Here is a 25195-nt window from a genome sequence, read left to right on the forward strand (position 1 = left end):
TCCGATTGTCCGATGGGCAAGCCTACCGGTCGGCTTGTGGTCCACCGGCGATTCATGCCGGTGTGACACCGAATCGAGCTTCGGGTGTGACACCGAACGGGCTAGTGCGTGGCCGCGTCCGCCGTCTCGGCCACCGAGAGCTGCCTGGTGCGGCGCGCACGCAGCAGGGCGTCGGTGGTGAACACCGCCAGCGCCGTCCAGATCAGGGCGAATCCGGCCCAGCGTGACACGGGCATGGGTTCGTGCATGACCGCCACCCCCCAGGCCATCTGCAGGGCGGGGGTGAGGTATTGCAGGATGCCCATGGTCGAGAGCGGGACCCGCTTGGCCGCCACGGCGAACAGCAGCAGCGGCAGCAGCGTGACGGGCCCGGTCGCCAGCATGAGACCGAAATGAGCGGGGCTGGAGGTCATCTCGCCGCGGCCGGTGGCTATCAAGACGATCAGAAAGGCCAGGGCGAACGGCACGGCGACAATCCCCTCGGCCGCGATGCCGGGGAGCGCGTCGAGCCGGATCACCTTCTTCACCAGCCCGTAGGCGGCGAACGAGCAGGCCAGGATCAGCGCGATCACCGGCGGCCTGCCGTAGTCGACGGTCAGCACCACCACCGCCAGCGCGCCCAGCCCCAACGCCACCCACTGCGCCCTGGTGAGCCGCTCCCGGAACAGCAACACGCCGATGGCGACGGTGACCAGCGGATTGATGAAGTAGCCGAGCGCGCATTCGACGATGTGCCCGGTGGTGACGCCGAAGACGTACACGCCCCAGTTCAGCGACAAGGCCGCCGAGGCCGCGGCCGCCAGGCGCCAGGTTCTGGCATCGATGCCGCGCAGGTTCCCCAGCCGTCCCGTCAGCGTGAGTACCAGCAGGACCACGACCAGCGTCCACACGATCCGCTGTGCCACCACCTCGGCGGGGGAGGCGAACGACAACAGCCCGAAGAAGGCGGCGAACGAACCCCAGATGAGGTAGGCCCCCGCCCCGAAAACGACACCGGGCGGGGATGAGCTGCGCTGCATTCATCCCATGTTACGACCGGCTAATCTGGCGAGCATGTCCATTTCCGTGCAGGAACCGGCGGCTGCCGGGCTCACCGCCGCACAGGTCGACGAGCGCCGCCGCGACGGGCGCACCAACGATGTCCCCGCCAGGGCGAGCCGGTCGGTCGGCGAGATCGTCCGCGCGAATGTGTTCACCCGCATCAATGCCATTCTCGGTGTGCTGTTCCTGCTGGTGCTGTCGACGGGCTCGATCATCGACGGCATGTTCGGGCTGCTCATCGTGGCCAACAGCGCGGTCGGCATCATCCAGGAGGTCAGGGCGAAGCGGACCCTGGACGAGCTGGCGATCGTCAGCCAGGCCAAGCCGACGGTGCGCCGCGACGGCGTCGCCCAGCAGATCTCCCCCGGCGAGGTGGTGCTCGACGATCTGATCGAGCTCGGCCCCGGCGACCAGATCGTGGTCGACGGTGAGGTCGAGGAGGCCGCCGCGCTCGAGATCGACGAATCGCTGTTGACCGGCGAGGCCGACCCGATCGACAAGGGCGTCGGCGCGCCGGTGATGTCGGGCAGTTTCGTGGTGTCGGGTTCGGGCGCCTACCGCGCGACCAAGGTCGGCAAGGACGCCTACGCGGCGAAACTGGCCGAGGAGGCCAGCAAGTTCACGCTGGTGCACTCCGAATTGCGCTCGGGCATCGACAAGATCCTGAAATTCATCACCTACCTGCTCATTCCCGCCGGCCTGCTCAGCATCTACAACCAGCTGGTCTCGAGCGGGGAATCGTGGCGCCCGGCCGTTACCGGCATGGTCGCGGCGTTGGTGCCGATGGTCCCCGAGGGCCTGGTCCTGATGACGTCGATCGCCTTCGCGGTCGGTGTGGTCCGCCTGGGTAAACGCCAGTGCCTGGTGCAGGAATTGCCCGCGATCGAGGGCCTGGCCAGGGTCGACGTGGTGTGCGCCGACAAGACCGGCACCCTCACCGAGAACGGCATGCGCCTGGCGCAGGTCGAACCGCTCGGCGCGTTCGACGAGGCGCAGGTGAAGGCCGCGCTGGCCGCGCTCGCGAGCGACGACCCGCGGCCCAATGCCAGCGTCCAGGCCATCGCCGAAGCGCTGCCCGACTCGCCCGGCTGGTCGCAGACCGCCGTCGCGCCCTTCTCCTCGGCCAAGAAGTGGAGCGGCATTTCCTATGGCGCCCACGGTGATTGGCTGCTCGGCGCCGCCGACGTGCTGCTCGACCCCGCCTCCGAGGACGCCGCCCACGCCGAGCAGCTCGGCTCGTCGGGCCTGCGCGTGCTGCTGCTGGCGCGCAGCGACCGCTCGGTCGACGCCGACGACGCGCCCGGCCGGGTCGAGCCGGCCGCGCTGGTGGTGCTCGAGCAGAAGGTGCGTCCCGACGCCAAGGCGACGCTGGAGTATTTCGCGAGCCAGCAGGTGTCGATCAAGGTGATCTCCGGCGACAACGCCGTCTCGGTCGGCGCGGTCGCCTCCTCGCTCGACCTGCCCGGCGGTGACCACGCCGTCGACGCGCGCACCCTGCCCGACGATCCGGCCGCGCTCGCCGACGTGCTCGATCACGAAACCACCTTCGGCCGGGTGCGTCCCGACCAGAAGCGCGCCATGGTCGGTGCTCTGCAATCGCGCGGGCACACCGTTGCCATGACCGGGGACGGCGTCAACGACGTGCTGGCGCTCAAGGACGCCGATATCGGTGTCGCGATGGGCGCCGGTAGCCCGGCCACCCGCGCGGTGGCGCAGATCGTGTTGCTGGACAACAAGTTCGCGACCCTGCCGTATGTGGTGGGGGAGGGGCGCCGGGTGATCGGCAATATCGAACGCGTCTCGAACCTGTTCCTCACCAAGACCGTGTACTCGGTGCTGCTGGCCTTCCTCGTCGGCATCGCAGGGGTGGGCTCGCAGATCTTCGGTTACGACCCCATCGGGTATCCGTTCCTGCCGCGTCATGTCACCATCGCGGCCTGGTTCACCATCGGCATCCCCGCGTTCGTGCTCTCGCTCGCGCCCAACAACGAGCGCGCCCGCACCGGCTTCGTCGGCCGGGTGATGCGCCTGGCCGTGCCCTCCGGCGTGGTGATCGGCGTGGCGACATTCGTGGCCTACCTCATCGCCTACGCCGGGCCGGAAGCCACCGAAACGCAGAAGGTGCAGGCGGGCACCACCGCCTTGATCACCCTGATCATGATCGCGGTGTGGGTGCTCGTGCTGGTCGCGCGACCCTATGTGTGGTGGAAGGTGGTGCTGATCGCGGTGTCCGTGCTGGCCTATGTCGCACTGTTCACGATCCCGTTCACCCGCGAGTTCTTCAAACTCGACCCGTCCAACCCGCGTCTGACGCTGGCGGCGGTGGTCTGCGGTGTGATCGGCATCGTGCTGGTCGAGCTGGCATGGTGGGTGCAGGCGCGGCGCTCGGGCGGCGCGGGCAAGCTCTTTCCCCCGGTGGGCGCGCAGGGGGCGTGACCGACCGCTGACCCGGATCGGGTGGTTTCGAGAACCCTTGTGCCGGACGAACATTCGGTGTTGGAGTACCTTTGCCGGTTATGGAGGTATTGCTGCCGCTGTCGCACCGTCTCGGGAACACCCGGTGACCCCCGACGAATTGGACGATCTGTTCGCCGACCTCATCGGGCAGTTGGATCGGCTCGACGTCGATGCGCTGGAATTGATGGCAGCCGCGTATGACCAGGCTGGAGATGTCGACCGGGCCCGCGAGCTGTGGGTGCTGGCCGAGACACGTCGCGGCAGTGATCGGCCGTAGCCGCAGCGGCTCGACGCTATCGAGCGGCGCGGACCTACTCGGCGGGAACCGGGCCGTCGTCGGGGCTCGATGTGACGGTGTCGCTGCTGCCGGGCAGTAGGGGACTCACCGCGAACCGTCCCGCGACGGCGTCGGCCGGCAGCGCCTGCACCGCTCTGACGCCGGGTTGTGTTGCGAGGTCACGTAATTGGGTCAGGGTGCCGCGCACCACGAGGCCCGCCGTGCACGCGCAGCCCGCACGCAGGCGGCTCTCGGTGACGTGAGCGACAGCGGCGCTGCGCTCGTCGCGGAACTGCTGGGCCGCGACCAGCCCTGCCGCCGCCTCCCCGGACTTCACCGCGGGTTCGTCACCACCCGGCGTCGCGACGGTGATCACCGGTGTCTGCACCCGGTCGACCGGCACGTGCTGGATCACCCCGGAGATCCGCAAGCCGTCGGCCGCGGCCGGAAGCTGTTGGGGTGCGATGTATTCGGTGAACGACACGAGCGCCCAGTGCTGGTCGGTATCGGCACCGTCGAGGGAAGCCTTCGCGTCGACCAGGTAGTGCTCGACCTGCTCGCCGGGCGCGGGCCCCAGTCGATCGGTGGCCACCGCCGACGCGGGTGGCGGCTCACGGAAGGCGATCACCAACAGGATCACCGCGCCGACAGCGGCGATCCCGAAGATCACCGAGTTGCGCAGCGATATCCGCCGGGTGGCCGAATCATCGTCGGCGGCAGTCGATTCGGCGGGCATGTTCCCGAGGTCCTCGGCGGTCGAACCCGGACCACCGTCGCGCGGCGCCTGCCCGGCCGATGAATCCCCGCGGTCGTCCGGCGCCGTCTCCGGCGCCGGTTCGGACGACCGCGGGTCGTCAGGCATTGCGTAGTACGTCCAAGGCGCCCGCCAGATCGGCGGGGTACTCGCTGGTGATCTCCAGCCAGCGACCGTCGGCGGGATGATGGAAGCCGAGCTGGCGCGCGTGCAACCACTGCCGTTCCAGGCCGAGGCGTTTGGCCAGCGTCGGGTCGGCGCCGTAGGTGAGGTCGCCGGCGCAGGGGTGGCGGACCGCGGAGAAGTGCACCCGGATCTGGTGCGTGCGACCGGTCTCGAGGTGCACGTCGAGCAGGCTGGCCGCCTGGAACGCCTCGATGGTGTCGTAGTGGGTGACGCTGGGCCTGCCGTCGCCGGTCACCGCGAACTTCCAGGCATTGCCCCGCGCGCGCCCGATCGGCGCGTCGATGGTGCCGCTGCTCGGATCCGGGTGTCCCTGCACGAGTGCATGGTATTGCTTGTCGACCGTGCGTTCCTTGAAGGCGCGCTTGAGCATCGTATAAGCGTGTTCGGATTGTGCCACCACCATCACCCCGGAGGTGCCCACGTCGAGCCGGTGCACGATGCCCTGGCGTTCGTGCGCGCCCGAGGTGGAGATGCGGTAGCCCATCGCCGCCAGGCCGCCGACCACGGTCGGACCGGTCCAGCCGACGCCGGAGTGCGCGGCGACCCCGATCGGCTTGTCCACGGCGACGATGTCGTCGTCGGCGTAGAGAATGTTCATCCCGTCGACCGGGGCGGCCTCGACCGTGAGCTCGCGCTTGGGTTCGGGGAAGATCACTTCCAGCCACGCGCCCGCGGTCAGCCGGTCGGACTTGCCCGCGGCGACTCCGTCGATCTGCACCGAGCCGTCCTCGGTGAGCGCCACGACCGCGGTCCGCGAGAGGCCGAGCAGGCGGGCGAGTCCCGCGTCCACCCGCATCCCGTCCAGTCCGTCGGGAACGGGCATTGTCCTGGTTTCTCTCATGCGGTCTCCTCGGTGTGTTTGCGACCGCTGCGGGTGCCGTCCGGTTCGAAACCGAACACGGTGAGCGCGACCAGCAGGATCGCCCCGCACACGATGGCCGAGTCGGCGACGTTGAAGACCGGCCACCAGCCGACGGCGACGAAGTCGACCACATGGCCCTGCAGCGGGCCTGGGTATCGGAAGAGCCGGTCGACCAGGTTGCCCAGCGCGCCACCCAGGACCATGCCGAGGCCGATGGCCCACCACAGTGATCGCAGGGTGCGTCCGATCCGGATCACACCGATCACCACCGCGGCGGCGATCAGGGTGAGCAGCCAGGTCATGCCGGTCGCCATCGAGAACGCCGCGCCCGGGTTGCGGACCAGGGTGAACCGCGCGAAATCGCCGATGATCGGCACCGATTCGCCCGGGTCGATGAAGGCGACCGCGAGGCACTTGGTCAGCAGGTCGAGCCCGAACAGTACGACGGCGATGATCAGCAACGTCGTCAAACGACGGCGACCAGCGGGTTTCGCCGTCTCGGCCGTCTCGGGCACGGCAGCCGCCGACGGTGTGGCTGAGTCGTCGCCGGTCTCGGGGACAGCAGCGTTGTCGGTTGGCCGGTCTTCACTCACGCGTCCATCATTCCCTAGTGGCGATCCGGCCCGCGCCGCGGTGCCGAGGAGTCCCAGGTGTTACTCAGGAAGCGGTCGTACCCTGATGGCTGTGACGGTGTTGTCTAGATCTCGCTTACCCCGCATCGCGCGCCCCGGGGTGTTACTGGTGGCGCTCGTGCTCGGGTTCGCGACCTTCGGCGCCGGCTGCGCCGATCGCTCGGCCCCTGCCGCGGAGGTGGACGGCACCGAGCCGCTCGGCATCGGCAAGGAAGTCACCGTGCCGATCTCGGCCGCGGTCACCACGATGGTCTCGCCCGGCGAGGAGCCGCGCGATCTGCTGCGGCCGCGCTATGCCGCGGGCACCACGCAGGAGGTGACGCTGCGCACCGACTACCGGATCCAGCAGCAGGTCAACGATCAGCCCGCTCGCGACTTCTCGCCTGCCGCGCTGACCATCCCGATGACCGCGCGCACGGGCGCCGACGGCGTCGATCTCACCGTCGGTGCGGTCACCACTCCCGACCCCGCGCTCAACAAGGCGTTCACCTCCGCCGACGGTTCACACGCCGGTTTGGGGATGAGCGACTTCGGCGCGATCACCGAGCTGCGCATGGCGCCGTCGCCGGACACCCCGAACACCGCGCGGGCCGCGCTCGAACAGGCCTTCTATCAGGCTGTGTACCAGTCGATCGCGTTCCCGGACCAGCCCGTCGGCGTCGGCGCGGTGTGGACGGTGCACCAGCAGATCACCGGCGGGGTCACCCTGGACCAGATCACCACCGCCACGCTCACCAGCCGCGAGGGCGATCGGCTCACCATCGATCTCCAGGTGAATCAGACGCCCACCGACAACGTGTGGGAGTTGCCCAACGACGCCGGTGAGCTCGACATCGACGGCTACGTCATGGAAGGCGTCGGCTCGATCACCATCGATCTCGGTATGCCGCTGCCGGTTTCGGGTTCCATCGAGATCGGTGGGCAGCAGACCTACCGCGACGCGCGCAGTGTGAGCACCCTGGTGCAGACGCAGTCGACCCGCGTCTCCTGGACGGAATGATGCGGGTGGATTCGCTGCGCGTAGGCGCGGCTGTTTCGGCGTGTGTCGGGTTGGTCGGCGTCGCGGGCTGTGGGTCCGACGACGCGGTGGACTCGCCGGGATCGGGTCCGTTCTCCGCCGCCGTCACGGCCGCACCGGGAACCGGGGCCGTGATCCGCGATGCGGCGCAGTTGTCGGCCGGTCTGCTCGCCGCTACCGATCTGCCCGGTGATTTCGCGGTCGTACCGTCGCGCGGTGAGTCCGACGAGCCCGCGGTGCCGCCCGCGGCGCTGACGGATCCGCCGGACTGCGGACGGCTGCTCTCGCCGATCGCGCAGCAGTGGCCGGGGTCGGCTGCCGCCGCGTCGGTGCAGTTCGCGGGGCCCAGCTTCGCCACCATCGACATCGACGCCGCCAGCTACCCGGACGCGGCGCTGGTGCCGGCCTTCGACGCGCTCCAGGCGCAGCCCCGGCGCTGCACCAGCTACTCCGGCGACGACGCGGGCGTGCGGATCGAGTACCGAACCAGCGCGCTCGCGCAGCCGGCCGCGGGCGACGCGGGCTCGGCGTTCACCCTGACCGCCACGAGCGAGGGGCTCACCCTCACGTCGGCGACATCGCTTGTCCAAGTGGGGAACACGCTGGTTCAGGTTGTCGTCACGGCACCGGAAGTCGTCGATCCCGGTGTGCTGGCCGATCTCACCGCGGCGCAAGTGCGCAAACTCCGCGGCTGAGACCGGCTCGGGTTCACGCCGAGACGGCGAGTTTCCCGCCGAGGTGGCCGAGGTAGCCACGGACCTCGTCGGCACTCTTGTCGGGAAGCCCGAAGACCACCTCGGTGACGCCCTGATCGGCCCAGCTCGCGAGCTGCTCGGCGTTGTGACGACCGGCCAGCGCGATCACCCGTGGGGTGCCGTCGCGGCCCGCTTCCTTCCAGATCCGGTGCAGGAGCTCGACTTTGGCGCCCAGGTCGCCTTCGGTCGGGGTGGTGATCCAACCGTCCGCGTTGGCGGCCAGCCATCCGAACGATTTCTCGGTACCGCCCGCTCCGAGCAGCACCGGAACCCCGGCGCGCACCGGCTTCGGCCAGGACCAGCTCGGGCCGAACTTCACGAAGTCGCCGGCGAACTCGGCCTCCTCCTGCGACCACAGTGCCCGCATCGCGTCGAGGTTCTCGCGCAACACCGTGCGTCGCTTGTTCGCCGGAACGCCGTGATGGGCGAGTTCGTCGGTGTTCCAGCCGAATCCCACACCCAGCTCCACCCGCCCACCGGACAGGTGATCGAGCGAGGCGATGGTCTTGGCGAGGGTGATCGGGTGGTGTTCGGCGGGCAGCGCGACCGCTGTCGACAGGGTGATCCGCTCGGTGACCGCGGCGGCGGTGGCCAGCGCGACCCACGGGTCGAGCGTGCGCAGATACCGGTCGTCGGGTAGCGAGGAGTCGCCGGTCTGCGGATGGGCCGCGGCCCGCACGACCGGGATATGGGTGTGCTCGGGGACGTAGAACGCGTCGAATCCGGCGTCCTCGGCGGCCTTGGCCGCATCGGCGGGCGCGATGCCCCGGTCACTGGTGAACAAGACAACCCCGTAGCGCACGTCCCGGCCCTCCGACTTCGGCAGCAAAACTGAAACAGGTTCTAAACCTGAGACAAGTTCTACAGGAGTAAAACGAGTTCTACTAGTCCTGATCTCAGCGGGATGGCCGAAACGGCGACGCCCTTTTCCCGATCAGGCGAGGGGAATACGCTGGTGGTCGTCCGAGCATCACTCTCGACACGGAGGTATCCGATGTCTGATGTTTCCCCTTTTCCCGAAGGTTATCCGCGGATCTGTCCCGGCCTGGCGTGCGTGGGAGCGGCCGCCGCGATCGACTTCTACACCGCGGTCTTCGGCGCCACCGTGCGCATGAAGATGGACGGCCCCGGCGGCACCATCGTCCACAGTGAACTGCTCGTCGGCGATTCGGTGCTGATGGTGGGCGATCCGGTCCCCGAGATCGGCTTCAGTGACCCGAAGGCCGTCGGCGGTTCGCCGGTGAACCTGATGGTCTACGTCGCCGACGCCGACGCCGCCTTCGGCGCGGCCCTCGACGCGGGCGCTACCGCCATCACTCCCATGACCGACCAGTTCTACGGCGACCGCAGCGGCGCCTTCGAGGACCCGTGGGGTCACCGCTGGACCGTGGCCACCCACATCGAGGACGTCTCACCGGAGGAAATGGAACGGCGCATGTCCGACATGATGAACGCGGGCTGATCGGATCGGCACGCCCGCACCGTGCGCGAAGGCCGCGGTGCGGGCGTGCCGCGCGTTACGCGGGAACGATCGAGTTCCCCTCGACGCGAACAGGTTTGGCGGGCAGCGGCGCGGTCGCCGGGCCGCCGCGTACCGCGCCGTCGAGCTCGAATCGGCTGCCGTGGCACGGGCAGTTGATCGTGCCTCTGGCCACGGTGGCGACCTTGCATCCAGCGTGCGTGCAGGTCGATGACAGCCCGACGAAAGTGCCCGCGGTCGGCTGCGTGACGACGGTGTCGCCGACGATCACCCCACCACCCACCGGAACATCGGCCACCGTGGTCAGCGCACCCGCCGGCGCCCCCGGTTCGGGTGGAGCAGCGGCTGCCGACTCGGTGTTGTCGTCGCCACCGCACGCGGTCAACGTCGCCGCGGCGGCCAAGGCGCCGGCACCCACCACGACGGTGCGGCGGTTCAGCGAGAAATCGTTGATGGTCATCGGTCGTTCTCCGCTTCCGTTGATGAGGCTGCCGGCCCGCTTTCTCACGCCCACCGGCTCCTTCCCTGTCAACGGCCCACACTCCCTCCCGGTTCGACCGATTCCGATGTCGAGCCGGTGACCCGGCGTGAAATCTCCGGACTTATCGGGGGATTCCCTGATGTGGGTGGGCGGTCAGGGCGCCTAGCGTTCTCGGTGTGCGGGCGATTGTGCAGCAGGTATACGGGTCATCGGCGATGTTGGCGACCGCGGAGGTCGGGCGGCCATCGGCGGGAGCGGGGGAGGTGCTGGTCCGCGTTCACGCCGCGTCGGTGAATGCGCGGGATTGGCATGTGATGCGGGGAGATCCGAAGATCGCGCGGTGGATGGATCGGTCGGTCTTCGGCCGCCGGGGACCGGCGAATCCGGTGCAGGGCGGTGATTTCGCGGGCACGGTCGAGCAGGTGGGGGACGGTGTCACGGATCTGGCGGTGGGCGACGAAGTCTTCGGGGAGGCGGTCAGCGGTGCGTTCGCGGAATACGTCGCGGTGCCCCGGGGGCTGCTCGACCGGAAGCCGGCGAACCTGAGTTCCGAGGAGGCGGCGGCGGTGCCGTTGGCCGCCAATACCGCCCTGACCTGCCTGCGTCACGTCGTCGACGGCGAGCGGGTGCTGATCATCGGCGCGTCCGGTGGCGTCGGCACTTTCGCGGTCCAGATCGCCCGGGCACGGGGTGCGCGGGTCAGCGCGGTGTGCAGCACGCGCAACGTCGAGGCGGCGCGCGCACTCGGCGCCGAACGCGTCGTCGACTACACCCGCGATACTCTGACCGGCCGCTACGACACTGTCCTCGACCTGGCCGGAACGCGGTCGCTGCGGGAACTGCTCCGACTGGTCGAACCCACCGGCACGCTGGTCCTGTCCGGTGGCGGCAACTTCGACGGCGGCAGCTGGTTCGGCCCGGTCGGCCTGCTCGCGCGCGGTCAGCTGGCTCGACCGTTCGTGAAACCGGCCATCCGTGCTCCGCTGGCGCAGCAGACGCCGGAGTCGCTCACCGAGCTCCGCGAACTGATCGAGTCGGGTCTGCTCCGCCCGGCCATCGACCGGACCTACCCACTGGCGGATACGCCCGCCGCCATCGAGTACATGGAGACCGAACACGCCCGCGCGAAGATCGTGATCACCATCGCGCCGGCGGGCTGACGTCACAGCAGGCGAAACTCCATCATCGCGATCGCGTCGTCGACGGAGGCGGACAGGGTCTTCAGCCGACTGTGCGCATTCGGCGCGGACAGGGCCGCCTGGCGATCGGTCGGGCCGATCGGCAGGCGAGCCGCGAGCTCGTAGGACCGCGTGGTCGGATCGTCGGACAGATCGTCCAGCGAGGCGGACGGCGGCGGACGGCGGATGCCGTTGCGTCGCGCGAACTGCGCCGTGAGGGTGTGCAGGCGGTCCGCGCGTTCACGCAAACCCGCCAGCAACGCGCTGTCGTCGGTGCCGGGGTCGTCCGGCCATGTTTCGGCTTCCGCCTGCGGATACGGCGCGTCGACGAGCCACTTCTCGATGCGAATGCGGTCGGTTCCCTTGCAGCGCAGCCGGTATCGCGAGCCGGGCAGTTCGATGACCTCGGTGATCCGGGCGACGGTGCCCACCTCCGTGCGTACCTCACCGCCGCCCACTTCGTGCCCGCGCGCGATCAGCACGACACCGAATTCCGGCTCCCGCCGACCGTTCATGCAGTCCTCGACCAGCGCCACGTACCGAGGCTCGAAGATCTGCAACGACAACGACTCACCGGGTAGCAGCACCGCCCCCAGCGGGAACATAGGTATCTCCACCGTCCCAGCATGCCCGGTGTCGCGCCTACTGTGCCCATCCGGCGCGCTCACGCTGTGTCCTTTCGGCAGGTTCGGGTCCGGCCCACGGTGACATGGGCCAGCCGTTGCTTCACGCGGTGGCGATCGACTCGAATACCGTCGGATCGACCAGTGTCGAGGTGTCACCGAGCTCTCGGCCCTCGGCGACATCGCGCAACAGCCTGCGCATGATCTTGCCGCTGCGGGTCTTGGGCAGCTCCGGCACGATGTGGATCTCGCGCGGCCTCGCGATCGGACTGATCTCGAGCGACACCGCCGCCTCGAGCTCGGACACGAGCGCGTCGGCCGTGGCCGCCGATCCGGTGAGGATGACGAAGGCGACGATTCCCTGCCCGGTCGTCTCGTCGGAGGCACCGACCACCGCGGCCTCGGCGACGGCCGGGTGCCCGACCAGCGCGGATTCCACCTCGGCGGTGGAGATGCGATGACCGGACACATTCATGACGTCGTCGACGCGCCCCAGGATCCACAGATCACCGTCGGCATCGAGCTTGGCCCCGTCTCCGGCGAAGTACCAGCCGTCGGAAGCGAAACGCTGCCAATAGGTTTCGCGGTAGCGGTCCATGTCGTTCCAGATGCCGCGCAGCATCGACGGCCACGGCTGATCGAGGACGAGCAGCCCGGATTCATCGGGCCCCAGTGGCGTGCCGTCGTCGTCTACGACCTTGGCGGAGATCCCCGGCAGCGGGCCCATCGCGGCGCCGGGCTTGGTGTCGGTGACGCCGGGCAGCGGCGCGATCATGATGGCGCCGGTCTCGGTCTGCCACCAGGTGTCGACGATCGGAGTCTTGTTCGCGCCGAAGACTTCCCGGTACCAGCGCCAGGCTTCGGGATTGATGGGTTCGCCGACGGAACCGAGCAGTCGCAGCGTGCTCAGATCGTGGGCGTCGGGGATCTCACGACCCCACTTCATGAACGTGCGGATCAACGTCGGCGCGGTGTAATAGATGGTGACGCCGTACTTCTCGATGATCTCGAAATGACGATTCTGGTCGGGGAAATTCGGCGTGCCCTCGTACACGATCTGCGTCGCGCGGTTGGCGAGCGGCCCGTAGACGATGTAGCTGTGCCCGGTGACCCAGCCGATGTCGGCGGTGCACCAGTAGATGTCGTGTCCCGCTTTGTGGTCGAAGACGTTGTGGTGGGTGTAGGCGGTTTGGGTGAGGTATCCGCCGGTGGTGTGCAGGATGCCCTTGGGCTTTCCGGTGGTGCCGGAGGTGTAGAGGATGAACAGTGGATGCTCGGCGGGGAAGGACTGTGCCTCGTGCGAAGGTGAAGCGACAGCGACGGTTTCATCCCACCACAGATCGCGCACCTCGGTCCACGGAACGTCCAGGCCGACCCGGCGCACCACCAGCACATGCTCGACGCTCGACGGATCCGAACCCAGCGCCTCGTCGACGGCGTACTTCAGCGCGGCGGGCTTGCCGCGACGCCACTGCCCGTCGGTGGTCACGATCAGCTTGGCCTCGGCGTCGTCGACCCGCTGGCGCAGCGCCGTGGGGGAGAACCCGGCGAACACCACCGAGTGGGTGAGACCGAGCCGCGCGCACGCCAGCATCGTCACGATCGCTTCGGGCACCATCGGCATGTAGATCGCGACGCGATCGCCCGCCGCGAGTCCTAGCGCGGTGAAAGTGTTCGCGGCCCGGCACACCTCATCGAGCAACTCCGCGTAGGTGATCGCGCGGGAGTCGCCGGGTTCGCCCTCCCAGTGGATGGCGACCTGGTCGCCGTGGCCGTCGATGACGTGGCGGTCGAGGCAGTTGTAGGCGACATTGAGCTCGCCGTCGCCGAACCAGCGCGCGACCGGCGCGTCGGTCCAGTCGAGTACCTCGGTGAAGGGCTTGTGCCAGTGCAGCCGGTTGGCCTGCTCTGCCCAGAAACCGTCGCGGTCGGTGCGCGCCCGCTCGTACAGCGTGGCATCGGCATTGGCCTGCGCGACGAACTCCGGGGCGGGCGGGTAACTGGTCACAAGAATCTCTCCTTCGAAAAGCATGGGGGTACAACCCGTGCCGGTGGGGCGAACCACCGGCACGGGCAGGGTGGGCGTCAGTGCGAGATCGCCTTCTCCGCACCGACGCCGGTCAGGGACCGGACTTCCATCTCCGCGGCCTTGGCCTGGTCGACCTGCTCGCCACGGCCACCCAGGAAGGTGCCGAGTACACCGAGCGCGAACGCCAGCGGAATGGACACGATGCCCGGGTTGGACAGCGGGAACCAGTCGAAATCCGCATCCTTGATCATCGCGGTCTTGTTGCCCGATACCGCGGGCGAGAACACGATGAGCACGATGGTCGAGATCAGGCCGCCGTACATCGACCACAGCGCGCCGGTGGTGTTGAAGCGCTTCCAGAACAGCGAATACAGGATTGTCGGCAGGTTCGCCGCCGCCGCCACCGCGAACGCCAGCGCCACCAGGAACGCGATGTTCTGGCCGTTGGCGAGGATGCCGAGACCGATCGCGAGCACACCGATCACCACGGCGGTGATCCGCGAGACCCGCACCTGCTTGACCTCGTCGACCTTGCCCTTCTTGATCACACTGGCGTAGATGTCGTGGGCGAACGACGCCGATGCGGTGATGGTGAGTCCGGCCACGACCGCGAGGATCGTCGCGAACGCGACCGCCGAGATCACCCCGAGCAGGATCACCCCGCCGAGTTCGAACGCCAGCAGCGGCGCCGCCGAGTTCTGGCCACCCGCCGCGGCGAGGATCTTGTCCGGGCCCACGATGGCCGCCGCGCCGTAACCGAGCACCAGGGTGAACAGGTAGAAGGCGCCGATCAGGCCGATCGCCCACACCACCGAGCGCCGAGCCTCTTTCGCGGTCGGGACCGTGTAGAAGCGCATCAGCACGTGCGGCAGACCCGCGGTGCCGAGTACCAGGGCCAGGCCCAGCGACAGGAAGTTCAGCTTCGACATCTCGCTGCCGCCGTATTGCGCGCCGGGAGCGAGCACATCGCGGGCGGCGACCGCCTTGCTGGTGGACTCGCTCACCGATTCCTGTGCGGCACCGAGGATGTCGGAGAAATTGAACCCGTACTTCGACAGCACCATCACCGTCATCAGACCGGCACCGGCGATCAGCAGCACCGCCTTGATGATCTGTACCCAGGTGGTGCCCTTCATGCCACCGACCAGCACATACACGATCATCAGCACACCGACGGCCGCGATGACGATGGATTGCCCGGTGCGGCTGGAGATATCGAGCAGCAGCGCGACCAGGCCGCCGGCGCCCGCCATCTGCGCGAGCAGATAGAACAGCGAGACGGTGAGGGTGGTCAGCGCGGCCGCGGTGCGCACCGGGCCTTCCTTCAGCCGGAAGCTGAGTACGTCGGCCATGGTGAATTTGCCGGTGTTGCGCAGCATTTCGGCCACCAGCAGCAGCGCGACGAGCCAGGCGACGAGGAACCCGATCGAATACAGGAACCCGTCGTAGCCGTAGACGGCGATCGCGCCCGCGATGCCGAGGAAGCTCGCGGCCGACAGGTAGTCACCGGCGATGGCGATGCCGTTCTGCGGGCCGGAGAAGCCGCGTCCGCCGGTGAAATAGTCCGCGGCGCTGGCGTTGTTGCGGCTGGCCCGGATCACCACGACCATGGTGACCGCGACGAACAGCAGGAAAATGGCGATATTGGCGATGGGATTGCCCACCGTCGAAGACGCGGCAAGGGTGACGCTCATGCCTGGCCCCCTTCGAGTTCGTCGCGGATGGCCGCGGCGCGCGGGTCCAGTTCACGGTTGGCGAATCGGACATAGAGCCCGGTGATGAGGAACGTGGAGACGAACTGCCCGAGGCCGAGCAGCAGGCCCACGTTGATGTTGCCGAAGACCTTCTGCGCCATGAAGTCGTGCGCGTACGCGCCGAGCAGCACATAGCTCAGATACCACACCAGGAACAGCGCGGTCATCGGGAAGATGAAGCGGCGCAGCCGGTTTCGCAGATCTTGGAACTGCGGACTCGCTTGTACCGCGAGCCATTCGTCGGCACTCGGCGTGCGCGGATCTGGCGCCTCGGTGTCGGTTTGGGTCATGCCGGTCGTCCTAGCGTGAAGGGGGGTCGTGCGTGGAGATGACGGTAGGTCCCCGGACGCGAGCGCATGGTGGTGTGGTGTGGGTCACTCGGTGAAGGTGGCCGCCCGTGCGGTGAGCGGTCGGTGTGGTGCGACGAACGGTCGGTGCGAGATCACCGGCGAGTGGCGGTTTCGGGGTCGCGATCCGCACTCATCCCGAGCCGTTCGGGGGCGTGCATGCGCAGGAACACCCCCGCCACCGCCCGGGGATCCTGACCCGTGGTGGCGAGGCTGACCAGGATGGTCACCGCGAAGGCCAGCGGTACGCTCACCGCGCCCGGATAGTCGACGATCGCGGCGGGCCACCCGTTCGCCAGGTCGGGGGAGACGCCACCGAGCACCGCCAGCACGGTCGCTCCGCCGGCGGTGACGCCGCCGGTGAGCATGCCCGCGGCTGCACCGGTCGCGGTGAGTCCGCGCCACCAGATGCCGAGCACGAGCAGCGGGCACAGCGTCGACGCGGCCACCGAGAAGGCCAGGGCGACGGTGCGCGACAGATCCAGGGACGCCACGGTGACCGCGAGGGTCAGCGGGACCAGGCCCGCGACCAGGGCGGCGAGGCGGAAGTCCCGGATCCGGCCGCGCAGCACGTCGGTACTGAGCACACCCGCCAAGCTGACCAGCAGCCCCGACGAGGTGGACAGGAATGCCGCGATCGCCCCGGCGGCCGCCAGCGCGGCCAGCAGTTGTCCGCCGAGTCCGCCGAGCACCGCGCCCGGTAGCAGCACCACCGCAGCGTCGGAGGCGCCGGTGATCAGCAATTGGGGCACGTAGAGGCGGGCGAAGACGCCGAGCAGGATCGGGAACAGGTAGAAGACGCCGACCAGCCCGATCACGGTGAGCGCGGTCCGCCGCGCGGACGGGCCGTCACGATTGGTATAGAAGCGAACGAGCACATGCGGCAGTCCCATGGTGCCGAGGAAAGTCGCCACGATCAGCGAGAACACCTGGTACTGCGGATGTTGTCCGCCGAAGCCGCCGCCGGGCGCCACCCAGCTCGCGCCGTCGGCCGGTGCTCCGGCCACCACCGGAACGGCCGAGCCCGGCGCGAGGACCAGTTCGCTGCCTTCGGTGAGGGTGTGATCGCCCGGTGTCAGCACCACCGGTCCCGCGCTGGGTTGCCCGTCGAGTGTTCCGGTGATCGTGACCTGTTGTGAAACATCCAGGTGCACGACGACATCGGTGGAGATGTCGACGGTGGTGCGCGCGTCGACCGTGGGCGGTACCGGGGTGGCGACCGGTCGTTCGTCGGCGAGGAAATGCATTCCGAGCACCAGCGCGGGCACCGCCACCGCCGTCAACTTCAGCCAGTACTGGAATGCCTGCACCAAGGTCACAGAGCGCATTCCGCCGCCGATCACATTCGCCGATACGATCGCGCCGACCGAGACCGCACCTACCCAGGCGGGTACTCCGAGCAGAATGTGCAGCGTGAGTCCGGCTCCCTGGAACTGCGGAATCAGATACACCGCGCAGACCAAGACGACGAGTCCGGCGGCCATGCGCCGCAATCGAATCGAACCCAACCGGAATTCGGCGAAGTCCGGCACGGTGTAGGCACCAGATCGGCGCAGCGGCGCGGCCACGAACATCAGCAGGCCCAGATAACCAGCGGTGAAACCCACCGGATACCACAGGGCGTCCGCGCCGTATTTGGCGATCAATCCGGCGACACCGAGAAAGGAAGCGGCGGAGAGGTATTCACCGGAGATCGCTGCGGCGTTCCACCGCGAGCCCACGGTGCGTGAAGCGACAAGGAAATCGGAAGTCGTGCGGGACAGGCGCACTCCGTAGAACCCGATGCCGACAGTGGCGAGCGCCGCCAGCAGCAGTGCGGCGACGGTGAGCGCGGGAGTGCCGGGGTTCATAGGGTCAGCGTCTGTTCGCGCGGCATGTGTGTCAGTCCCCGGCCAGTTCCAGGAAGTCGTCTTCGTTGCGCTGGGCCAGGCGAACATAGGACCACCCCACCGCATAGAGCACCGGGAACGCGACCACGCCGAGGATCAGCCACGGCACCCGAATGCCGAGGACCGCGGCCTCGGCGATCGCGTCGATGCGAAACAGCACCGGCAGCGCGCCGAACCCGACCGCCACCACCAGCCCGAGCCGCAAGGCCAGACCCAGCTGCGCCCGGATCAGCCCACCGATCAGCGCCGCGCCCAGGTCGGTCTGCTCGACCACCTCCGTGCGAGTGCGCACCTGACGCGCACCCCGCCGCTGCGCCAGCACCACGCGTTCACGCGGCGGTCGCTGCGGACCCGTCACCGCTGTGACCAGTTCTGCCGTGGCCCGTGCACCAGCCGCTGCTTGAGTTCGCGCACCTGCCGTCGGCTCACCGGCAATTCCACCGCGCCCGCCGCCCCCTCGGCCCGCAGACACACCACCGTCGCGTTCCCCGCGCTGCGCAACCCGGTCACCAATCGCAAGGCCACCAGATATGACCGATGCACCCGCAAAAAACCGGCATCCTCCCATCGTGATTCCAACGCCGACAGCGGAATTCGCACCAGATGCGACCCACTTCCGGTATGCAACCGTGCGTAATCCCCATCCGCTTCGACCCACGCCACATCAGCCCGGTTCACCAAGGTGGTCACCCCGCCGAGCTCCACCGGAATCACCTCGCTCGGATGCGCGGACTCCGCCACGACCGTCGCGGGCACCGAGATGCGTCCCGCCAGAATCCGCCGCACCGCCTCACCCAATCGAGCTCCGCGCAGGGGCTTCAACAGATAATCCACCGCCCCCAAATCGAAGGCGGCCACCGCGTGATCATCGTGGGCGGTCACGAACACCACCGCGGGCGGCTCCGCGAATTCCGACAGGATTCCCGCCAATTCCATCCCCGTGAGACCTGGCATATCGATATCGAGGAATACCGCGTCGATGGGATGTGCCCGCAACAACCGCAATGCCCCGGTCGCCTCACCGGCCCGATAGATCTCACCGACCCCCGCCTGCGTGCTCAGCAGATACACGAGCTCGTCCAGCGCCGGTTTCTCATCATCGACGGCGAGCACCCGCAGAGCGGTCGAGGGTTCATCGGTGTTCCAAGTCACAACCCATCCATCGTAACCGGCACCCTCGGCGGCGGTGTCGAACGCCGCCCACGCGAGGAGTCAGGCGCGGATACCGGCGCGGAACTTCGGGACGCGCATGCTGACTTTCGTCCCCGCACCGGGTGCGGTTTCCACGACCAGGCCGTAGTCGTTGCCGAAGGCGGCGCGGAGGCGGTCGTCGACGTTGGCGAGGCCCACGTGGGCTGCCTCGCCGGTGCGGGCCGGGCCGGAGCCGGTGTCGACCGCGTCGAGGGCGCCGGAGCGCAGGAGGTCGGGGTCCATGCCGATGCCGTCGTCTTCGACACTGATCAGGCAGTCGGTGCCCGCGTCGGTGGCGACGATGCTCAGCTGGCCGCCTCGGCCGCCGCCGGCGAGGCCGTGCCGGACCGCGTTCTCGACGAGTGGCTGCAAGGCGAGGAAGGGCAGCACGACACCGAGAACTTCCGGTGCGATGCGCAGACGCACGTCGAGCGCGTCGCCGAAGCGGGCCTGTTCCAATGCCAGATATCGCTCGATATTGCGCAGTTCGTCGGCGAGCACGGTGAATTCGCCCGCGGCGCGGAAGGAATAGCGGGTGAAGTCGGCGAATTCGAGGATCAGTTCGCGGGCCCGATCCGGGTCGGTGCGGACGAACGAGGCGATCGTGTTCAGCGCGTTGTAGATGAAATGCGGGCTGATCTGGGCTCGCAGCGCCCGCAGTTCGGCCCGGTCGACCCGAGCCCTCGACGCATCCAGCTCGGCGAGTTCCAACTGCCCACACGCGTAGCGCGCCACCTCCGCGACCGCCCCGAGCATGCCCGGCCCCGGCGTCCCGGTCGTCACCATGCCGAGCACACCCACCGCCGCCCCCGTGTCGATCGGCAACGGCTGCGCGATCAACGTGTGCTCGTCACCGGTGACCAGCACCGGCCGCTCGTCGGCGACGGCCCGCCGCGCCGCCTCGGCGAACGAGGCGAACATCCCGGTATGCGGACCGTCCCACGCCAGCAGTGTCCCCTCGGCATCGGCCACGCCCAGCGCCTCGGCGCCCGCGAGAGCCCGCAGGTGTGGCGCCGCTTCACTCGCGGACTCCTCGGTCAGCCCACGTCGCAACGGCACGGCTGCCAGCGACGCGGTGTGCAGCGCTTGGTGCACAGCCCGCTGGGCGGGTGTGGTGACCACCCGCTGCGTGCGCCGCCACACCAGCAAGGCCACGACCAGCAGGGCGAGGGCCGCAGCGGCCACGATGAAGGGGGTCATCGAGTCGGCCGATCGGAGTGCACCGATCGATTATGTCGGTGTGGGTGCCGGAATCGGATCAGGTCGCCTTCTTCTCGAGATCGAGTGCCCGTCGGTGACGTTCACCACGACACGCCGCCTCCCGCCCAGGCGCGCTTCGTAGCCTGCCGAATGTGTCGGACCCCCGTGCATAGAATGCCAAGGCCAACCCCCGCCGACTCTATGGGAGGAAGGACCGTCTTGGCTCCGTCCGGATCGTTCGTTCACCTGCACAACCACACCGAGTACTCGATGCTCGATGGAGCGGCGAAGATCTCGCCGCTGTTCGCGGAGGCGGATCGGTTGGGCATGACCGCGGTCGGCATGACCGACCACGGCAACATGTACGGCGCCTCGGAGTTCTACAACTCGGCCAAGAAGGCGGGCATCAAGCCGATCATCGGCATCGAGGCCTACATCGCACCGGGCTCGCGCTTCGACACCAAGCGTGTGAAGTGGGGCGATCCGGGCCAGAAGGGCGACGATGTCTCGGGCTCGGGTGCCTACACCCACATGACCATGGTCGCCGAGAACGCGACCGGCCTGCGCAACCTGTTCAAGCTGTCGAGCCTGGCCTCCATCGAGGGCCAGCTGGGCAAGTGGGCCCGCATGGACGAGGAGATCATCGCCCAGCACGCCGAGGGCATCATCGCGACGACCGGCTGCCCGTCGGGCGAGGTGCAGACCCGGCTGCGTCTGGGCCACGATCGCGAAGCGCTCGAAGCCGCCGCGAAGTGGCAGGAGATCTTCGGCGCCGACAACTTCTTCCTCGAGGTGATGGACCACGGTCTGTCCATCGAGCGCCGGGTCCGCGAGGGCCTGATCGATATCAGCAAGCAGCTCGGCATCCCGCCGATCGCCACCAACGACTGCCACTACGTCACCAAGGACCAGTCGGTCAACCACGAAGCGCTGCTGTGCATTCAGACCGGCAAGACGCTCTCGGACCCGACCCGCTTCAAGTTCGACGGTGACGGTTACTACCTCAAGTCCGCCGCGGAGATGCGCGCCATCTGGGACGCCGAAGTCCCCGGCGCGTGTGACAACACCGAGCTCATCGGCGAGCGCGTCCAGCCCTACGACGACGTATGGGCCCACCGCGACCGGATGCCGATCTTCCCGGTGCCCGAAGGCCACGACCAGGCCAGCTGGTTGCGCAAGGAAGTCCTCGACGGTCTCGATCGCCGCTTCCCGGACGGTCCCTCGCGCGAATATCTCGACCGCGCCGATTTCGAACTCAAAGTCATCTGCGAAATGGGTTTCCCGGCTTACTTCCTCGTCGTCGGTGACCTGATCAAGCACGCGCTCGAGGTCGGCATCCGCGTCGGCCCCGGCCGTGGTTCGGCGGCAGGCTCGCTGGTCGCCTACGCGATGGGCATCACCAATATCGACCCCATCCCGCACGGCCTGCTGTTCGAGCGATTCCTCAACCCCGAGCGCGTGTCGATGCCCGATATCGATATCGACTTCGATGATCGCCGCCGCGGTGAGATGGTCCGCTACGCCACCGAGAAGTGGGGCAGCGACCGTGTTGCCCAGGTGATCACCTTCGGCACCATCAAGACCAAGGCCGCGATCAAGGACTCCGCGCGAGTCCTGTTCGGCCAGCCCGGTTTCGCCATTGCCGACCAGATCACCAAGGCGCTGCCGCCGCCGATCATGGCCAAGGACATCTCGGTCGCCGGCATCACCGATCCCGACCACGAGCGGTACAAGGAAGCCACCGAAGTTCGCGAACTCATCGCGAGCAACCCCGATGTCGCCAAGATCTACGAAACGGCGCGCGGTCTGGAAGGCCTGATCCGCAACGCCGGCGTGCACGCCTGCGCGGTCATCATGTCCTCGGAGCCGCTCACCGACGCGATCCCGGTGTGGAAGCGCGCCCAGGACGGCGCGATCATCACCGGCTGGGACTACCCGTCGTGCGAGGCCATCGGTCTGCTGAAGATGGACTTCCTGGGTCTGCGCAACCTCACCGTCATCGGTGATGCCCTGGAGAACATCAAGGCCAACCGCGGCATCGATCTGGACATGGACAACCTGCCGCTCGACGACCCGGCCACCTACGAACTGCTCGCCCGCGGCGACACCCTGGGCGTGTTCCAGCTCGACGGCAGCGCCATGCGCGACCTGCTGCGCCGCATGCAACCCACCGGCTTCGGCGATATCGTCGCCGTCCTCGCGCTGTACCGCCCCGGCCCGATGGGCATGAACGCGCACAACGACTACGCCGACCGCAAGAACAACCGGCAAGAAGTCAAACCGATCCACCCCGAACTCGAAGAGCCACTGAAAGAGATCCTGGCCGACACCTTCGGCCTGATCGTCTATCAGGAACAGATCATGCAGATCGCGCAGAAGGTGGCCGGGTACTCGCTCGGCCAAGCCGATATCCTGCGCCGCGCCATGGGTAAGAAGAAGCTGTCCGTCCTGGAAGAGGCCTACGCCGGCTTCCGCGACGGCATGCTCGCCAACGACTTCTCCGAGCCCGCCATCAAGGCGCTGTGGGACACGATTCTCCCGTTCGCCGGGTACGCGTTCAACAAATCACACGCCGCGGGCTACGGCCTCGTCTCCTTCTGGACCGCCTACCTCAAGGCCAACTATCCGGCCGAGTACATGGCGGGTCTGCTCACCTCGGTCGGTGACGACAAGGACAAAGCCGCCATCTACCTGTCGGATTGCCGCAAGATGGGTATCACGGTGCTGCCGCCCGATGTCAACGAATCGGAGCTGAACTTCGCCTCCGTCGGCACCGACATCCGCTTCGGCCTCGGCGCGGTCCGCAACGTCGGTACCAACGTGGTCGGCTCGATCATCACCGCGCGTAAGGAGAAGTCGAAGTTCACCGACTTCTCCGACTACCTGAACAAGATCGACGCGATCGCCTGCTCCAAGAAGGTCACCGAATCCCTCATCAAGGCAGGCGGATTCGACTCACTCGGGCACCCGCGCAAGGGCCTGCTGCTGATCCACTCCGACGCGATCGACGCGGTGATGTCGACCAAGAAGGCCGAGGCGATCGGCCAGTTCGACCTGTTCGGCGGTCTCGACGACGGCGACGACTCGATGGCGTCGGTGTTCAATGTCAAAGTCCCCGAGGACGAATGGGAGACCAAGCACAAGCTCGCCCTCGAACGGGAGATGCTGGGCCTCTACGTGTCCGGCCACCCGCTCAACGGTGTCGAGCACGTGCTGGCCGCCCAGGTCGATACCCCCATCCCGGCGATTCTGGAAGGCGACGTCAAGGACGGCGCGCAGGTGACCATCGGCGGCATCCTCGCCTCGGTGAACCGCCGGATCAACAAGAACGGGCTGGCCTGGGCCTCGGCGCAATTGGAAGACCTCACCGGTGGCGTGGAGGTGCTGTTCTTCCCGCAGTCGTACTCGGTGTACGGCATGGATGTGGTCGAAGACGCCGTGGTGCTGGTGAAGGCCCGCGTCTCGGTGCGTGACGACCGCATCTCCCTGATCGCCAACGACCTCGTCGTCCCCGACCTCTCGGCCATCGGCGTGGCCAAGCCGGTGGCGGTGGTCATGACGACCCGGATGTGCACGCCCGACAAGCTCGGTGAGCTGAAGAAGGTTCTCACCCGGCACCAGGGCACCTCGGATGTCTTCATCCGCCACGTCGGCGCCCGCGAGAAGACCACCATGCTCAAACTCGACGACGCCTGGCGAGTGTCGCCGTCCTCCGCGCTGATGGGGGACCTGAAAGCGCTGCTCGGCCCGGGCTGCCTCGGCTGAGCCCCGATACGTCGAAACCACCCGTATCTGCCGCGGGTGGGTTTCGACGTCTCGAGGTTACGGGTAGGTGAGCGCGGGCACTCGCGGCTCGGAAGTGGCAGCGGCCGTGCGAGGTTCACGTTCCAGCCGATGGGACAGCCCGACGGTGGCGAGCATGGCCAGACCGAGCCCGGCGCCGATCCAGCCGACCGAGGTGAAGCCGAGTCCCGCGCCGATGGCCAGCCCGCCCAGCCAGGGACCGACGGTGATCCCGACGTTGAACGCTGAGTAGTTGGTCGCCGCGGCCAGTGTGGGGGCGCCGTCGGCCAGCGTGAAGACGCGGGTGTTCAGGGCCGGGTTCGTGGCGAAGCCGAAAGCGCCGAGCAGCAACACGAGCACGATCATCGGGGCAGGGGAGTGTGCGGTGACCGCGATCGCGGCCGCGACTACCGTCATCCCGGCTGCCCCTACGTACAGCGTGCGGAACGGGTGCGCGTCGGCGAATCGACCGCCGATCGTGATGCCGATCAATCCGCCGACGCCGTACAGACCCAGCACGGCGGGGACCCATGCCACCGAGATGCCGGTGGTGTCGGCCAGCATCGCGCCGAGATAGGCGAAGGTGACGAACGCCGACCCCGTCGACAGCGCGGTGGCGCCGTAGGACACCCACAGCCGGGGGTTCGCCATCACCCGCAATTCGCTGCGCAGCGCGGGGAACGCGGCGGGTCGACCGCCGGGAATCTTCGTGAACACACCGATCATCGTCAGAGCGGACAGCCCGGCGACCGCCCAGAAGGCCGCGCGCCAGCCCAGATGCTGGCCGATGACGGTGCCCGCGGGTACCCCGAATATCGTGGCGATGGTGAGTCCACCCGCGACGATGCTCATCGCCCGTCCGCGTAGCTGTGGGGCTACCAGACTCACCGCGGTCGCCGCCGCCAGCGCCCAGAATCCCGCGTAGACGAAGGCGCTCACCACGCGGGTCCCGAAGATCACCCAGTAGTCGCTGCTCAGCGCGCCCACGACATGGGCCGCGACGAAGATCGCGAGGAAGGCCAGCAGCGCGTCACGGCGTGGCCAGCGCAGCGTCACCACGGCCAGCAGCGGCGCGCCGACCAGCATGCCGAGTGCGAAGGCCGAGATGAGCAGTCCCGCACTGGGAATGGAGACGCCCAGGTCGGCGGCCATTTCGGGGAGGAGACCGGCCAGCATCAGCTCGGAGGTGCCCTGGGCGAAGATGGACAAGCCCAGGATGTAGACAGCGGTCGGCATGACAACCTCTCGTACGTCGAAA

At 68.1% G+C, this 25195-nt stretch carries 22 protein-coding genes; 7 read left to right on the forward strand and 15 right to left on the reverse strand.

Annotated elements, in window-relative coordinates; translation table 11 throughout:
- Positions 1-101 precede the first annotated feature (101 nt).
- Positions 102-1019 carry an EamA family transporter RarD gene (gene rarD / locus ACFTS5_RS28220; RefSeq protein ID WP_378636725.1) on the reverse strand — a complete coding sequence of 306 codons (918 nt, stop codon included), beginning with the start codon at positions 1017-1019 and terminating at the stop codon, positions 102-104.
- A gap of 34 nt (positions 1020-1053) precedes the next feature.
- Here rarD and ACFTS5_RS28225 point away from each other — a divergent pair, with 34 nt between their 5' ends.
- On the forward strand, positions 1054-3477 hold the full coding sequence (locus ACFTS5_RS28225) for a cation-translocating P-type ATPase (protein ID WP_378636728.1): 2424 nt from the start codon (positions 1054-1056) through the stop codon (positions 3475-3477).
- A 124-nt stretch (positions 3478-3601) separates the two neighbouring features.
- A complete protein-coding gene (locus tag ACFTS5_RS28230) occupies positions 3602-3775 on the forward strand; it encodes a hypothetical protein (protein WP_378636730.1) in 174 nt (57 codons plus the stop codon).
- Positions 3776-3809: 34 nt separating this feature from the next.
- Here the strand turns inward: ACFTS5_RS28230 and ACFTS5_RS28235 are convergent, their stop codons facing one another.
- Genes ACFTS5_RS28235 through lspA form a run of 3 tightly spaced genes read right to left on the reverse strand, consistent with a single transcriptional unit; the run spans position 3810 to position 6170 of the window.
- A complete protein-coding gene (locus ACFTS5_RS28235) occupies positions 3810-4637 on the reverse strand; it encodes a hypothetical protein (protein WP_378636733.1) in 828 nt (275 codons plus the stop codon).
- Positions 4630-5556 (reverse strand): RluA family pseudouridine synthase, encoded by a 927-nt coding sequence (locus ACFTS5_RS28240; RefSeq protein WP_062988582.1) that lies wholly within the window; start codon positions 5554-5556, stop codon positions 4630-4632. Before ACFTS5_RS28240 ends, ACFTS5_RS28235 begins: the two co-directional genes overlap by 8 nt.
- Complete coding sequence (gene lspA, locus ACFTS5_RS28245) at positions 5553-6170, reverse strand: signal peptidase II (RefSeq protein WP_378636736.1); 618 nt, start codon at positions 6168-6170, stop codon at positions 5553-5555. The genes ACFTS5_RS28240 and lspA overlap by 4 nt, the downstream gene beginning before the upstream one ends.
- 148 nt (positions 6171-6318) lie before the next feature.
- Between lspA and ACFTS5_RS28250 the strand changes: the two genes are divergently transcribed.
- Together ACFTS5_RS28250 and ACFTS5_RS28255 are read left to right on the forward strand one after the other, a co-directional pair.
- Complete coding sequence (locus ACFTS5_RS28250) at positions 6319-7209, forward strand: hypothetical protein (protein WP_378636737.1); 891 nt, start codon at positions 6319-6321, stop codon at positions 7207-7209.
- A 5-nt stretch (positions 7210-7214) separates the two neighbouring features.
- Entirely contained in the window at positions 7215-7922 is a 708-nt protein-coding gene (locus ACFTS5_RS28255) for a hypothetical protein (RefSeq protein ID WP_378636739.1), read from the forward strand.
- A 13-nt stretch (positions 7923-7935) separates the two neighbouring features.
- On the opposite strand, the gene ACFTS5_RS28260 is transcribed toward ACFTS5_RS28255, so the two are convergent.
- Positions 7936-8784 (reverse strand): TIGR03619 family F420-dependent LLM class oxidoreductase, encoded by an 849-nt coding sequence (locus ACFTS5_RS28260; protein ID WP_378636741.1) that lies wholly within the window; start codon positions 8782-8784, stop codon positions 7936-7938.
- 192 nt (positions 8785-8976) lie between these two features.
- Here ACFTS5_RS28260 and ACFTS5_RS28265 point away from each other — a divergent pair, with 192 nt between their 5' ends.
- Positions 8977-9444: a VOC family protein gene (locus tag ACFTS5_RS28265; protein WP_378636744.1), complete on the forward strand. Its 468-nt coding sequence runs from the start codon at positions 8977-8979 to the stop codon at positions 9442-9444.
- A gap of 55 nt (positions 9445-9499) precedes the next feature.
- On the opposite strand, the gene ACFTS5_RS28270 is transcribed toward ACFTS5_RS28265, so the two are convergent.
- A complete protein-coding gene (locus tag ACFTS5_RS28270; protein ID WP_378636746.1) occupies positions 9500-9922 on the reverse strand; it encodes a ubiquinol-cytochrome c reductase iron-sulfur subunit in 423 nt (140 codons plus the stop codon).
- Positions 9923-10119: 197 nt separating this feature from the next.
- On the opposite strand from ACFTS5_RS28270, the gene ACFTS5_RS28275 reads away from it, so the two are divergent.
- Positions 10120-11103, forward strand: a complete 984-nt coding sequence (locus ACFTS5_RS28275) for an NAD(P)-dependent alcohol dehydrogenase (protein WP_378636749.1) — start codon at positions 10120-10122, stop codon at positions 11101-11103.
- A gap of 2 nt (positions 11104-11105) precedes the next feature.
- Here the strand turns inward: ACFTS5_RS28275 and ACFTS5_RS28280 are convergent, their stop codons facing one another.
- From ACFTS5_RS28280 to ACFTS5_RS28315, 8 genes are all read right to left on the reverse strand, one after another.
- Entirely contained in the window at positions 11106-11726 is a 621-nt protein-coding gene (locus tag ACFTS5_RS28280; protein ID WP_378636751.1) for an LON peptidase substrate-binding domain-containing protein, read from the reverse strand.
- Positions 11727-11847: 121 nt separating this feature from the next.
- On the reverse strand, positions 11848-13752 hold the full coding sequence (acs, locus tag ACFTS5_RS28285; protein ID WP_378636753.1) for an acetate--CoA ligase: 1905 nt from the start codon (positions 13750-13752) through the stop codon (positions 11848-11850).
- A 77-nt stretch (positions 13753-13829) separates the two neighbouring features.
- Positions 13830-15467 carry a cation acetate symporter gene (locus tag ACFTS5_RS28290; RefSeq protein ID WP_378636756.1) on the reverse strand — a complete coding sequence of 546 codons (1638 nt, stop codon included), beginning with the start codon at positions 15465-15467 and terminating at the stop codon, positions 13830-13832.
- Positions 15464-15817, reverse strand: a complete 354-nt coding sequence (locus tag ACFTS5_RS28295; protein ID WP_378636758.1) for a DUF485 domain-containing protein — start codon at positions 15815-15817, stop codon at positions 15464-15466. Before ACFTS5_RS28295 ends, ACFTS5_RS28290 begins: the two co-directional genes overlap by 4 nt.
- A 152-nt stretch (positions 15818-15969) precedes the next feature.
- Positions 15970-17724, reverse strand: a complete 1755-nt coding sequence (locus ACFTS5_RS28300) for a cation acetate symporter (protein ID WP_378636760.1) — start codon at positions 17722-17724, stop codon at positions 15970-15972.
- A 31-nt stretch (positions 17725-17755) separates the two neighbouring features.
- A complete protein-coding gene (locus tag ACFTS5_RS28305) occupies positions 17756-18121 on the reverse strand; it encodes a hypothetical protein (RefSeq protein ID WP_378636762.1) in 366 nt (121 codons plus the stop codon).
- Positions 18118-18915, reverse strand: coding sequence for a LytR/AlgR family response regulator transcription factor (locus ACFTS5_RS28310; RefSeq protein WP_378636765.1), 798 nt, complete (start codon positions 18913-18915; stop codon positions 18118-18120). Before ACFTS5_RS28310 ends, ACFTS5_RS28305 begins: the two co-directional genes overlap by 4 nt.
- A gap of 60 nt (positions 18916-18975) precedes the next feature.
- A complete protein-coding gene (locus ACFTS5_RS28315) occupies positions 18976-20154 on the reverse strand; it encodes a sensor histidine kinase (protein ID WP_378636767.1) in 1179 nt (392 codons plus the stop codon).
- Between the two features lie 201 nt (positions 20155-20355).
- Here ACFTS5_RS28315 and dnaE point away from each other — a divergent pair, with 201 nt between their 5' ends.
- The gene (dnaE, locus tag ACFTS5_RS28320; RefSeq protein ID WP_378636768.1) at positions 20356-23919 is read left to right on the forward strand and encodes a DNA polymerase III subunit alpha; all 3564 of its coding nucleotides are present in this window, start codon (positions 20356-20358) and stop codon (positions 23917-23919) included.
- Between the two features lie 57 nt (positions 23920-23976).
- On the opposite strand, the gene ACFTS5_RS28325 is transcribed toward dnaE, so the two are convergent.
- The gene (locus tag ACFTS5_RS28325) at positions 23977-25173 is read right to left on the reverse strand and encodes a Cmx/CmrA family chloramphenicol efflux MFS transporter (protein WP_378636771.1); all 1197 of its coding nucleotides are present in this window, start codon (positions 25171-25173) and stop codon (positions 23977-23979) included.
- Positions 25174-25195: the final 22 nt, after the last annotated feature.

Origin of the sequence: Nocardia sp. NPDC056952 (assembly GCF_042674185.1) — a bacterium.
In the GTDB taxonomy this organism is placed as follows: Bacteria; Actinomycetota; Actinomycetes; order Mycobacteriales; family Mycobacteriaceae; genus Nocardia.

Excerpts from the sequence above, each read along its gene's own strand:
- ACFTS5_RS28295 (WP_378636758.1), bottom strand. The coding sequence starts at position 15,817 with ATGACCCAAACCGACACCGAGGCGCCAGATCCGCGCACGCCGAGTGCC.
- ACFTS5_RS28325 (WP_378636771.1), bottom strand. The coding sequence starts at position 25,173 with ATGCCGACCGCTGTCTACATCCTGGGCTTGTCCATCTTCGCCCAGGGC.
- ACFTS5_RS28265 (WP_378636744.1), top strand. The coding sequence starts at position 8,977 with ATGTCTGATGTTTCCCCTTTTCCCGAAGGTTATCCGCGGATCTGTCCC.
- rarD (WP_378636725.1), bottom strand. The coding sequence starts at position 1,019 with ATGCAGCGCAGCTCATCCCCGCCCGGTGTCGTTTTCGGGGCGGGGGCC.
- ACFTS5_RS28290 (WP_378636756.1), bottom strand. The coding sequence starts at position 15,467 with ATGAGCGTCACCCTTGCCGCGTCTTCGACGGTGGGCAATCCCATCGCC.
- ACFTS5_RS28300 (WP_378636760.1), bottom strand. The coding sequence starts at position 17,724 with ATGAACCCCGGCACTCCCGCGCTCACCGTCGCCGCACTGCTGCTGGCG.
- ACFTS5_RS28240 (WP_062988582.1), bottom strand. The coding sequence starts at position 5,556 with ATGAGAGAAACCAGGACAATGCCCGTTCCCGACGGACTGGACGGGATG.
- ACFTS5_RS28315 (WP_378636767.1), bottom strand. The coding sequence starts at position 20,154 with ATGACCCCCTTCATCGTGGCCGCTGCGGCCCTCGCCCTGCTGGTCGTG.
- ACFTS5_RS28270 (WP_378636746.1), bottom strand. The coding sequence starts at position 9,922 with ATGACCATCAACGATTTCTCGCTGAACCGCCGCACCGTCGTGGTGGGT.
- ACFTS5_RS28235 (WP_378636733.1), bottom strand. The coding sequence starts at position 4,637 with ATGCCTGACGACCCGCGGTCGTCCGAACCGGCGCCGGAGACGGCGCCG.
- ACFTS5_RS28225 (WP_378636728.1), top strand. The coding sequence starts at position 1,054 with ATGTCCATTTCCGTGCAGGAACCGGCGGCTGCCGGGCTCACCGCCGCA.
- dnaE (WP_378636768.1), top strand. The coding sequence starts at position 20,356 with ATGGGAGGAAGGACCGTCTTGGCTCCGTCCGGATCGTTCGTTCACCTG.
- ACFTS5_RS28280 (WP_378636751.1), bottom strand. The coding sequence starts at position 11,726 with ATGTTCCCGCTGGGGGCGGTGCTGCTACCCGGTGAGTCGTTGTCGTTG.